This window comes from Streptomyces sp. NRRL F-2664, assembly GCF_000719345.1.
Taxonomy (GTDB): domain Bacteria; phylum Actinomycetota; class Actinomycetes; order Streptomycetales; family Streptomycetaceae; genus Streptomyces.
This window is the reverse complement of the sequence record NZ_JOFX01000011.1, coordinates 1-12,255: the sequence shown is the minus strand read 5'-3', so window position 1 is coordinate 12,255 and position 12,255 is coordinate 1. Positions and strand designations below refer to the sequence as shown.

The 12,255-nt window shown below is 74.1% G+C and carries 4 protein-coding genes; all 4 read right to left on the bottom strand.

Annotated elements, in window-relative coordinates; genetic code table 11:
• Window positions 1-4: 4 nt before the first annotated feature.
• Genes IF89_RS0113090 through IF89_RS0113075 form a run of 4 tightly spaced genes read right to left on the bottom strand, consistent with a single transcriptional unit; the run spans window position 5 to window position 10,191 of the window.
• The gene (locus IF89_RS0113090) at window positions 5-850 is read right to left on the bottom strand and encodes an alpha/beta fold hydrolase (protein ID WP_063831287.1); all 846 of its coding nucleotides are present in this window, start codon (window positions 848-850) and stop codon (window positions 5-7) included.
• Between the two features lie 14 nt (window positions 851-864).
• Window positions 865-2,028 (bottom strand): acyl-CoA dehydrogenase family protein, encoded by a 1,164-nt coding sequence (locus IF89_RS0113085; protein WP_078628274.1) that lies wholly within the window; start codon window positions 2,026-2,028, stop codon window positions 865-867.
• A gap of 1 nt (window position 2,029) precedes the next feature.
• On the bottom strand, window positions 2,030-8,452 hold the full coding sequence (locus tag IF89_RS40770) for a type I polyketide synthase (RefSeq protein ID WP_051807035.1): 6,423 nt from the start codon (window positions 8,450-8,452) through the stop codon (window positions 2,030-2,032).
• The gene (locus IF89_RS0113075) at window positions 8,434-10,191 is read right to left on the bottom strand and encodes a fatty acyl-AMP ligase (protein WP_030765902.1); all 1,758 of its coding nucleotides are present in this window, start codon (window positions 10,189-10,191) and stop codon (window positions 8,434-8,436) included. The genes IF89_RS40770 and IF89_RS0113075 overlap by 19 nt, the downstream gene beginning before the upstream one ends.
• Window positions 10,192-12,255: the final 2,064 nt, after the last annotated feature.

Genomic DNA, 12,255 nt, shown 5'->3' with positions numbered 1-12,255 from the left:
GACGTCAGACCTGGTCCACGAAGCTGCGTACCCGCTCGACGAGCGCGGCGCTGTCCCGGATCCAGGCGTAGTGCCGGCTGCCCGGGGCGCCCTCGGCGAGCGCCAGCTCCCAGTACGTCACCCGGGCGCTGGTGAGCTTGCCGGCGAGCCCCCGCACCCCGCCGGGCGGGGCCATGGCATCGCCCTTGACGGCGACCGCCAGCACCGGCAGGTCCAGCTTCGCCAGGGCCGGCTCGAAGTCCACCTCGCAGGACGGCACGTGGTAGCGGCCCGTCCTGACCTGGGTGGCCATGTCCCTGAGGACCTGGGCGGAGTCGTTGCCGAGGACCCCGATGCGGCGGCCGGGAAAGTACCCGTACACCGCCGCGAACGCGGCCGCGAGCTGGAAGGCGGCGAGCATCCCCAGGCTCTGCGGGAAGGGCCATCCGCGGTAGTGGCAGGAGGGGGCTCCCACCAGGACCGCGCCCGCCGCCATGTGCGGCTCCTGACTGAGGTAGAGCGCGCCGAGCTGCCCCCCGAGGCTGTGCCCGAGCAGGAGGCGCGGAGCCGCCGGGAAGACGGCCTCCACCGTGCGGAAGAGCGCCGGGTAGTCGTACGCCACCATCTCGTGGTAGCCGTAGCGCACCCCCCGCGCCGCGCGCACCGAGCTCGTACCCTGCCCGCGCAGTTCGCCGACGGCCACCTGGAACCCGGCCGCGGCCAGGGCGTCCGCCAGCGGGGCGTAGGCGGCGGCCCGGGTGCCCATGGCGGGCATGCACACCAGGACCGGCGCCGACGGATCGTCGGGCCTGCGGTGCAGCCGGACGTCTGCCGTGGCGCCGTCCTCGGCGCGCACGGTCTCGGTGGTCACCTCGACGGACGGAATCAGAGACCTCCCTCGCTCGTGGCCGTCCTGCGCATCTCACGGAAGACGTTCAACAGCTGGATCTCGCTGGAGCCCTCGAAGATGGTCAGGGCGCGCGCGTCCCGCCAGCGCTTCTCGACGCCGTGGTCGGCGGCGATGCCCCGCCACCCGTACAACTGGAGGATCTCGTTGGAGGCGCGGACGGCGAGTTCCGTGGCGTAGTACTTCGCCATGGAACTCTCCTTGCCGAAGGGCAGCCCCTGATCGGCCAGGGCCGTCGCCTCGTCCAGCAGCTTGCGGGCGGCGCACAGCTCGACGTACAGCCGGCCCAGCGTCAACTGGACGTGGCTGAGGCTGTCCATCCGGTCGTCCGGGTACACGCGGCGCTCGCCGACCCAGGTGAGCGCGTCCCGCAGCATGGCGGCGACGATGCCCGTGCCGCAGGCGGCGCCGCCGATCCGGATGGTGGCGAGGAGCTCGTTCAGCAGCATCTCCCCGTCGCCGGGGCGGCCGATCAGGCTGATCGGCTCCAGGGCGACGTCCCGGAAGGTCACCGACGGCGTCGGCAGGCAGCGGAACGCCGCCTTGTCGATGTCCTCGCTCACGGTCACGCCCGGCGCGTCCCGCGGCACCGCGAAGAACGAAAGGCCGCGTTTGCGGTTGTCCACCACGGTGTTGGCCAGGACGATGAACACGTCGGCCACCGTACCGTTCCCGGACATGCACTTGCCGCCGTTGAGGAGCCACCCCGCATCCGTCCGCACGGCGCGGGTGGTGGCCGCCAGCAGGTTGGAGCCGTTCTCGGGCTCGGTGAGCCCGAGGGCCGCGTACCCGTTGTCCTTGAGGAGCCGGGTGACGAACAGTTCCTTCTGCTCCGGGGTGCCCGCGGCGACCACGGGGTGCAGCGCGCCCCGGTTGAACACCAGTGTCCACGTCATGCCCGGGCAGACCGCGGACAGTTCCCCGATCACCTGGCCGAACTCCGTGTACGTCAGGCCCGCTCCGCCCAGCTCCTGCGGGAAGGCCGCGTTGAGGATGCCTTGCGCGGCGGCCCGCTCGTGGATCGCCACGGGGAAGGCCCGTTCCTCGTCGTAGCGGCGTACGTGCGGGGCCATCACCTCATCGGCGAACGTGCGGAACGTGTGCTGCCACTCTGATCGACTACGAGATTCTTCCACGACCATCCTAAGAAACGGTGACGACGAACTTGCCGATGTTGGCCCGGTTGCGGAGCTGCGCGATCGCCCGCGGGGCGTCCTCGAAGGCGAAGACACCGCCCACCGAGGGACGCAGCACGCCCGCGTCGATCAGCTCGACGAGGCGGTCCATCAGCGGGCGCAGCCGGGACGGATCACGTGCCAGCGCACCGACGTTGACGGTGCAGAAGGAGCGGCTGCTCATGAACAGGTCCCGCCCGTCCACGGACAGGTCGAGCACCCCCGCCGCCCCGATCTCCACGAAACGCCCCCCGGCCCGCAGCAGCTCCAGGCCGCGTCCCACGGCGTCGCCGGACAGCGAGTCCACGACCAGGTCGAGACCCTGGTCGGGGCAGAGTTCGCGGACGGCGTCGGCGAAGTCCGCCTCCGCGTAGTTGATCGGGTACTGGACGCCCAGGGCCCGCAGGTGGTCCAGCTTGGCTTCGGTGCTCGCGGTACCGAACACGGTGGCGCCGTGGTGCAGCGCCAACTGCACGCAGGCCGTACCCGTCGCGCCGGCCGCCGCCTGCACGAGCACCCGGTCGCCCGGGTGCACGCGGGCCTCCCGCTCCAGGCACGCGATGGCGGTGAGGCCGCTGATCAGCACGGAGACCGCGTCGACGGCACCGACACCCGCGGGCAGCGGAGCCACCGTGTACGAGGCCGTCGTCACCCGGGCGGCGTATCCCCCGTCCGGGGTCAGCGCGATGACCGCGTCGCCGGGCCGGACGTGCGTGACGCCCTCGCCTACGGCGTGGACGACGCCCGCCACCTCGTGCCCGGGGACGAACGGAGGCGTCGAGAGGAAGGGATGGAACCCGGTGGTCGCCAGCACGTCGATGAAGTTGACGCCGATCGCCTGCACGTCGATCACCACCTCGCCCGGCGCGGGCCTGCGCACCGGGACGTCCCGCAACCGCATGTCGAGCCCCGACGGGCCGGCCGCGACGGTGTAGCCGCGGACGGTGCTGTGCAGCTCCGCCTCGTCCAGCACGACCTCCTGGGCACCCGGTACGGGCACCGCGGACGGCGCGTCCGCCCCTTGGGGCTCCGCGGGCCCCAGCAGCCCCTCCAGATGGAGTCCGACGGCGTCCACCGTGCGGTGGTTGAACAGCAGGGTCGCCGGCAGCTCCAGCCCGAAGTGGGCGCCGATCCGCCGGGTGATCGACACGGCCAGCAGCGAGTCGACCCCCAGCCGGTCGAACCGCGCCGACGTGTCGATCTCGGCGGGGGAGCGGCGCAGGGCCCGGGCCAGCTCCGCCCGGACGAAGTCGGCCGCCGAACCGGCCGAAGCGGCCGGCCCCGCCGCGCCCCGCGGCCGCGCCGTACGAGCCCGGGGCGCCGCGGCCGCCCGGCCGTACCCGCGGTTGAACCGGTCCACCAGGCCGTCGGCGACCTCGTCCCCCACATCCAGGACCGCCAGCTGCAGGTGGGAACTGCCCAGCGCCCGCAGGAACGCCGCGGCGCCCGCCTCCGGCGACATCGGATGCAGCCCCGATTCCCGCAGCTGGGCCTGGTACTTGGGATCGGCGACCATCCCCCGTTCCGCCCACGGACCCCAATTGACCGTCCGCACCGGCGTGCGCCGGCTGCGCACCGTACCGGTCAGTGCGTCGAGCGCGGCGTTGCCCGCCGCGTAAGCGCCCTGGCCGGGCGTCACGAACAGGCTCGCCATGGAGGAGAACAGCACGATGAAGTCCAGGTCCTCCGACGCGACCGCGTCGATGAGGACCCGGGCCCCCTGCTCCTTCGGCCCGATGATCGCGTTCATCCGCTCGGCCGACGTCGACTCGACGAGCGCGTCGTCGAGGATCCCGGCGGTGTGGATCACACCGTGCAAGGACCCGAAGCGGCGCAGCGTCTCGTCCCGTGCGCGCCGCACCGCGGCCGCGTCGGTCACGTCGGCCTGGAGGTACAGCAGCCGTCCGCCGGCCGCGTCGACCGCCTCCTCCAGCCGCGGGTCGACCTCCGCGCGCCGCCCGGTCAGCACCACCCGTGCACCCGCCTCGCGCGCCAGGGCCACCGCCAGCGTGGAACCGAGCCCGCCCTGGCCGCCCGTGATCCAGTACACGCCGCCCGGCCTGAGCTCCGCCCCGCCGGCAGCCGGCTCGACGGGGGTCAGGGAGGGGGCGGTGCGCTCCCCGTGCCGGTAGCGGACGCAGAACGCCTCGGGCTCCGTGGCGAGCTCCGCCGCGATGTCCCGGGCCAGTTCCCGCGTCGCCAGCTCCTCCGCCTCGACCCGCACGGCCCGCCCGGACCAGCCCACGGACTCCTGTTCCAGGGCGCGCAGCAGCGGCGGCAGTGCGACGTCGGCGGTCACCAGGGCGAGTTCGCGGCGCACGGCGGAGCCGCTGCGCGCGGCGGACCGCAGGAACGCGAGGAACTCCTCGCGCCCCGGCTCCACGACGAGCAGGCGTGCCCGCTCGGGCAGCGACTCGAGGAACGCCGCCGCCGTGTCCTCGTCCTCCGGCATGGGGACGACCGAGCACGCCGCGCCGCCCCGGCCCAGTTCCTCCACCAGCGCCGCACACCGGTCGGCGTCACCGGTGAGCAGGACGACGGGCGTGGTGGCGGCGGCCGCGTCGGGCGCCGCGGGCCGCGGCTGCGGCCTCGCGTCCACGGCGTAGAAGCGCAGGCCGTGACGGCTGCCCATCCGCTTGAGCGACACGCCCGTGAACCGTACGAGGACCCGCCCGTCGGGGTCGAGCACGTCCACGTCGCAGTCGAAGGTGTCGGCGTCCGCGTCCAGTTCACCGCGCAGCCGCACGTGGGCGAAGGCCGGCCCCGACCAGGGCGCGAACACGTCGACCCGGCCGTAGCCGAAGCCCACGAACGTCCCGTCGGCGGCGCCGTCGAGGGACAGTCCGGCGATGGACTGCATCGCCCCGTCCGCGGCGTCCGCCGGCAGCGGCCGGCCCGCGGTCCGCGGCGACGGCGGCGCGAGCCGGGTCAGCACCTCCTTCTCGCCCAGCCACATCCCGGTCACCATCCGCATGGTGTCCCCGTACGAGAGACCGGACGCGGCGAGGCGCTCGTACAGGGCGTCGGGCTCGACGCGCCGCGGGCACCGTCGGCGGAGCGCGGCCAGGTCGGCCGGCTCCGGGGCCGCCGGGGCTTCGGACCATGTGGCGCAGAGGTGCTCCTCCCACGCGGAGTGCCGCTCGTCGGCCGCCCGGCTCTCCACCGACAGGAAGGGCTCGTTCCCCGAGCGCACCCGTCGGGAGACCCGCACGTGCCGGGCCTCACCCTCGGCCACCGCCAAGGAGTTCGTCACCAGCACGTCGCTCAGCCCGTACCCGCCCACCCGGTCCGGGGCGACCTCCTGCAGTGCCGCGTCGAGCATCCACGCGGCGGGCGCGATCGACCGCTCCTGCACCCGGTGGTCGCGGACGACCGGCAGGGCACCGGTGACCAGCGTCCCCTCCGAACGCGGGACCTCGGGACCGATCCAGTGCTCCTGGCGCTGCCACGGATACGACGGCAGCCGGGTGCCCGCCCGGGGCCGACCGCCGAAGAAGGCGGCCCAGTCGATCCCGCAGCCGGCCTCGAACAGCGCGGCGACCGCCTCGTAGGGCGCCCGGAGGTCCGAGCGCCGCATCGCGGGGACGGCGGCCACGGTGCGGTCCTCGTCCTCCAGGCACTCCGTCACGGACACCGACAGCAGCGGGTGCGGGCTCATCTCCAGGAACACCCGGTGGCCGGCCGCCCCGGCCGCGCCGACCGCGTCGGCGAACAGCACCGGCTCGCGCAGGTTGCGCCACCAGTAGCCCGCGTCCAGGCCGGCCGTGTCGATGCGCTCCCCGGCGAGGGAGGAGTAGAAGGCGGCGGTCGCGGCGCGCGGCGACAGGCCGGACAGCTCGGCGGTGAGGTCGTCGCGCAGGTCCTCCAGCAGCGCGCAGTGCGACGCCACGTCCACCTTGACCCGCCGACAGAACACGCCCTGGGCGTCCATGGCCGCGGCGAACTCCTCCACGGCCGCGGCCTCCCCGGACACCACCGTCGTGCCCGGCCCGTTGTGCGCGGCGAGCGAGAGCCGGTCGCCGTAGGGCTCCAGGGCCTTGCGCACGTCCGACACGGGCAGGGAGACCAGCGCCATGGCCCCGCGTCCCCGGTGGCGCATCATCAGGGCGCTGCGCCGGCAGATGATCCGGGCCGCGTCGTCCAGCCGCAGCGCACCCGCGACGTGGGCCGCGGCGACTTCGCCCATGCTGTGCCCGACGACCCCGGCGGGGCGCACACCCCAGGAGCGGAAGAGCGCCGCCAGTGCCACCTGCATCGCGAAGAGCGCCGGCTGGACCACATCGATCCGCTCCAGCAGCCCCGCGCCGTCCTCCGTCGTCAGGACCTCGCGCAGCGACCAGTCGACGTACGGGGCGAAGGCCTGCTCGCAGCGCGAGACCGCCAGATCGAAGGCGGGCTCCGACTCCAGCAGGGCCCGGCCCATCCCGAGCCACTGCGCACCCTGCCCCGGGAACACGAAGACCACGCCCGCCCCGTCCGGCGCACTCCGCGCGGCCGTGAAGGGCCCGCGCAGCCTGCCGAGCAGCTCCTCCTTGTCCGCGAAGGCGAAGGCGGCACGGAACTCGCGCCCCCGGGGACCGCCGCGACCGCGCAGCAGCGTCGCCGCAGCCGTGTCCCGGCCCAGCTCCCGCTCGCCGAGCCCCGCGGCCCAGGCCGCGTGGTCGGCGGCCTGCGCGCGCAGGGCCGCCTCGGTGGCGGCCGACAGCGCCAGCATCCGCACGGGGTGCCCTTCGCCCGCGGGCTGCTGCGCCTGAGTCTGCGCGTCGGCGGGTGCGGGGCCGAGCACCGCGTGCGCGTTCGTGCCGCCGAAGCCGAAGGAACTGAGGCCCGCCAGACCGGGCTCCCCGGGGGACTCCCAGCGGCGCAGCGAGGTCTGCACCCGCAGCCCCAGTGCGTCGAAGTCGATGTCCGGGTGCGGTTCCGCGCAGTGCAGGGACGGCGGCAGGGCCCGGTGCTCGAAGGAGAGGGCCAGTTTGATCAAACCGGCGATGCCCGCCGCCGCTTCCAGGTGCCCGAGGTTGGTCTTCACCGAGCCGATCGCGCACGGCCGGTCCGCCGCCCGGTCCTCGTTCAGTACGGCGCCCAGCGCGGCCGCCTCGATCTGGTCGCCGATCGCCGTACCCGTCCCGTGGGCCTCCACGTAGCCGACCTCCGCCGGCCGGGCGCCGGCCGCCGCGAGCGCGAGCCGCACGACGTCCTCCTGCGCGCGACGGCTGGGCGCCAGGAGGCCGTTGGTGCGCCCGTCCGACGTGACCGCGGACCCGCGGATCACCGCCGAGACCCGGTCGCCGTCGCGCAGCGCCGCGCTCAACGGCTTGAGGACGACGGCGCCGGCGCCCTCGCTGCGCACGTAGCCGTCGGCCTGCGCCGAGAAGGCCTTGCAGCGGCCGTCGGGTGCCATGACGCCCGACTGGTCGAACGCCTCGGTGAGGGCAGGGCTCAGGATCACGTTCACGCCGCCGACGACGGCGACGCCGCACTCGCCGCGCCGGATCGCGTCGCAGGCGAGGTGGACGGCGACGAGGGACGAGGAGCAGGCCGTGTCGACGGCCAGGCTCGGGCCGCGCAGGTCGAGCACGTAGGAGAGCCGGTTGGCGGCGACGGCGGACGCCCCGCCGAGCAGTGAGTAGGCGTCCGCGGAGGGCGAGTTCGCCAGCACGTCGCGGTAGTCCGAGCTGGAGATGCCGACGTAGACGCCGGTGTCCGAACCGGCCAGCCCGTACGGGTCGATCCCCGCGTCCTCGAAGGCCTCCCAGGCGACTTCCAGCATGAGCCGCTGCTGCGGGTCGATCTTGGCGGCCTCGTGTTCGCTGATCCCGAAGAAGTCGAGGTCCAGTCCGCCGACGCCGCCGAGGAAGCCCCCGACGCCGGCGCGGTCGGTGCCGCCGTCCCCGCGGCCCCAGCGGGCGAACCTGTCGTCCGGCACGCGGCCGACGGCGTCCACGCCCTGTTCGAGCACCTTCCAGAAGGCCTCGGGCCCGTCGGCCCCGGGGAACCGGCACCCCATGCCGATGATCGCGATCGGCTCGTCGTGGCCCGTGCCGGCGGTGGCGGCGCGGTGCGGTGCGGTGCTGCCGTTGCGGGCGGGTCCCCTGCCCTGCAGGTGGTCCAGGATCTCCCGCAGCGTGGGGAATTCGTACGCGATCGTCGGCGAGACCTTGCGGCCCAGCAGCGTGCCCAGTTCACCGGCCAGCGCCACCGCGTCGATCGAGGACAGGCCGTAGGCGGCCAGTGGTTCGTGGAGGGACATCCCGTCCCCCGTACCCGTGCGGGCCAGCTCGGCGACGCGCCGGCGCAGCCAGGTTTCCAGCTCGGCTTCCTTCATGTGCTCCCCCTGTGTCGTGCTGTTGCTGTCGTCCTGGGTGGTGCGGGTCAGGGCTGCGCCTTCCACGGCGAGCGGCCGGCCAGGTACTCCTTGCGCGTCTCGCGGCGCTGGAGCTTCCCGCTCGACGTCTTGGGCAGGCTCCCGGCGGGCAGGAGGACGACCTCGCGGACCGTCAGCCGGTGCTCCTGGGCGACTGCCCGCAGGACGGCGTTCACGACGCCCTCCTGTGCCTCCCGGTCCGTGCCGTCGCCGGCCTCCCGGCGCAGCTCGGCGGCGACCACCACCTCTTCCACACCGTCCGCGGCCACGCCGAAGGCCGCGACGCAGCCGGGGCGGATCGCGGGGTGGGCGCTCTCGGCGGTGCGCTCGATGTCGTGGGGGTAGTGGTTGCGCCCGCCCACGATGATGACGTCCTTGATGCGTCCGCAGACGAACAGGCCGTCCTCCGTCAGGAAGCCCAGGTCCCCTGTGCGCATGTACGGGCCCCGGCCGTCGCCGTCGACGAGGGTCGCCTCGAAGGCCTCGCGGCTGAGGTCGGGACGCTGCCAATAGCCGACGGCGACACTGTCGCCCGCAACCCAGATCTCACCGACGCGGCCCGGCTGGCACCGCGTGCGCGCCTGCGGATCGACGACGGCCACGTCCAGGGTCCGGCTCGTGCCGCAGCTGACCAGGACGCGCGCGGCCGGGCTGTCGTCGGCCACGCGCACGGCGGCGCCGCGTTCGAGCTGGTGCTCGTCGAAGGAACGGAACACCCACGGCCGTTCGAGGGGGGCGCCGCTCACCAGCAGGGTGCTCTCGGCGAGCCCGTACACCGGAATGATGGTTTCCGGTCGGAATCCGGTGGACGCGAATGCCTCGGAGAACCGCCGCATGGAATCGGCGCGAATGGGCTCGGCGCCATTCGTCGCGACCTTCCAGGAGGAGAGGTCCAGGGTCGCGCGGTCCTCGTCGGCCACTTTTCGAGTGCACAGGTCGAACGCGAAGTTGGGCGCCGCGGAAAGTGTTCCGCGGTACGTCGATATCGCGCGCAGCCAGCGCACCGGACTCTGCAGGAACGCCACGGTCGGCATGGAAACGGAATGGATTCCCAGCATGGCCGGGACGATGATCATCGAGATCAGTCCCATGTCGTGATAGGGCGGCAGCCAGCCCACGACCACGGTGGACTCGTCCATTCCGAGGGACGTGCGGATGAGGTCGATGTTGTGCGTGAGGTTGCCGTGGGTGACCATCACCCCCTTCGGCCGGCCCGTCGAACCGGACGTGTACTGGAGGAAGGCGACGGACTTCGGCTCCGGCGACGGCGCGGACCACCCCGCTCCGGCCCCTTCCGCGATCGTGTCGACCGCCAGCCAGGCCGTCTCCTGGACCTCCGGGATCGTGCGCGCCGTCGTCTCGATGGCCGCCCGGATCCCGGCCGTGGTCAGCACGGCCGCGGGCTGGGCGTCCTCGGCGATCCCGGCCAGCCGCAGCAGTCCGCGGGCGCGCTGCGCGGGGTGCGGCAGGTAGGCGGGCACTGCGACGACGCCCGCGTACAGGCAGCCGAAGAACCCGACGACGAAGTCCTGGCCGGGCTGGAACAGCAGGAGCGCACGGGAGCCGGGCTCCACGTGCGCGGCGTGCAGGCTCGCGGCGACGGCCCGCGCCTTGGCGTCGAGGGCCGCGAAGGTGAGCGGCGCCTCCGCCTCCTCGCCGTCGGGGAGGAAGGTGAACAGCGGGTGGTCCGGTATGCGCACGGCGTGCGCGCGCACGGCGTCGACCACCGTCTCGTAGTGGATCTGGTCCGGGGCAGCGTCAAGCATTCTCAGCCTCATTCAATGCCGGATCGGATGTCCGCACCGGGTGCGGGCCGGCAGGCGGGTGGCGCGGGTGCCGGGCGGGCGGCCGCGCGGAACACCCCTCTGCGGGGTGCCGGGGCTCCTGGGCTCACGGGGTCGGTGTTCTCCGCGGTGCCACTTCCTGATCCGCAAACATCGACCTTGTCTTCATTTCGTGCGGCCTCGGAGCGAGGCACCGGCTACCGCGTCATGGGCGATAGCTCCTGCAACGTGGGATTGGGCGGAATGAACAGTAAAAGCCGGAGAGGAGTACTGGTCAGTACTGGTCCAAACCTTAGGTTGATGCCTGCTGGGCGGTCAACTCGCATTGGATGTCCGGATGTTGACTGCGCATCCGAATGATTTCGGTCGACCTCGGCGGGGGTGGGGCGTCGCGCGGGGCGGGGCGGGACCGTTCCGAGCAGGGCGACAGGATCTGATCGCAGTTGAAACTCGATGAGCGAAACTGATCGCTTGGCCCGAACCCATTCCGCCGATCCGGCGCAAAATCTTCTCCCCCGGGGTGGCGCTGCGGGCCCCTCGGCTCCCGCCGGGGTGTCCGGTCCGGCCGGTGGCTGCCGGGGCCCTGGCCCCGACCCCGCGCCTCAAGCGCCGGCGGGGCTGGATTCGCTGCTCGGTGTCGGTTTCGTGCGGGTTGGCTTAGCCGGGGTTGGGCTGCGCGTGCCCGGTGGTTGTGCTGCGGCCCGGTGGTTGCTGGGGCGCTGCCCCAGGCCCCGCGCCTCAAGCGCCGGCGGGGCTGGATTTTGCTGCTCGGTGCCGTTTTGGTGCGGGGTGGCTTCGCCGGGGCGCGGCTGCGTGTGCTCGGTGGTGGTTCTGTGTGGGGTGGTGCCCCGCCGGAATGTCTCCTCGGCTCGGCGCGTTCGAGCGATCGCGGCTGTGCTCGGAGGTCGCGCGCTCGTCCTGCGGGGACACTCCGCCGTGTCCCCACCCCACCGCCCTCCAGCGGAGCCGGCCCGGTGACGGAACCCTCCTCGTCGCGGCTGGAGCGGGGACGGGCAGGGGTGTCCCCGCAGGACGAGGCGTCACCCCCGGGTATGGCCGCGAGGTGCGGCATCCGCCGAGCCGAGGAGACACCCCTGCCCGGCACCGCGACTCCGCCGCGCCGTGGCCGTGTTTCGCCCCCGCAGGCCACACCCCGACGGGGCAGCGCAGGCCCCCGGAACCGTCCCTCGTCGCGGCTGGAGCGGGGACGGGCAGGGGTGTCCCCGCAGGACGAGGCGTCACCCCCGAGCACCGCCGCGAGATGCGGCACCCGCCGAGCCGAGGAGACACCCCTGCCCGGCACCGCGACTCCGCCGCGCCGCGACCGTGTTTCGCCCGGCAGGCCGCACCCCGACGGGGCAGCGCACGCCATCGGAGCGGGCTCGTCGCGGCTGGAGCGGGGACGGGCAGGGGTGTCCCCGCAGGACGAGGCGTCACCCCCGGGTACGGCCGCGAGATGCGGCATCCGCCGAGCCGAGGAGACACCCCTGCCCGGCACCGCGACTCCGCCGCGCCGTGACCGTGTTTCGCCCGGCAGGCCACACCCCGACGGGGCAGCGCAGGCCGCCGGAGCGGGCTCGTCGCGGCTGGAGCGGGGACGGGCTGGGGTGTCCCCGCAGGACGAGGCGTCACCCCCCGGGTATGGCCGCGAAGTGCGGTACCCGCCGAGCCGAGGAGACACCCCTGCCCGGCACCGCGACTCCGCCGTCGCCGTGGCCGTGTTTCGCCCGCCACGGTGAAGACCCGGCCAGGGGGCGGTGCCCCGGTCGCGGCACCCCCGCGGGAGTGGCTCGGTCCCGGGCCCGGGGCCGGACCCGGTCTGCTGCCCCCGCGGGAGCGGCCCGGCGCATGCGACTCGGCCCCGCCGTGACCGTGTTTCGCCCGGCGAGGTGAAGACCCGGGCCCGGGGGCCGTGCCCCCGGACTGCTGCCCCCGGGCCCGGACGGGCGAAACCCGGGCCCGGGGCCGACCCCGGACTGCTGCCCCCGCGGGAGCGGATGGGCCGAGCGGCCGCCCCCACCCCGCTTTCGAGTGACACCCCCGCCC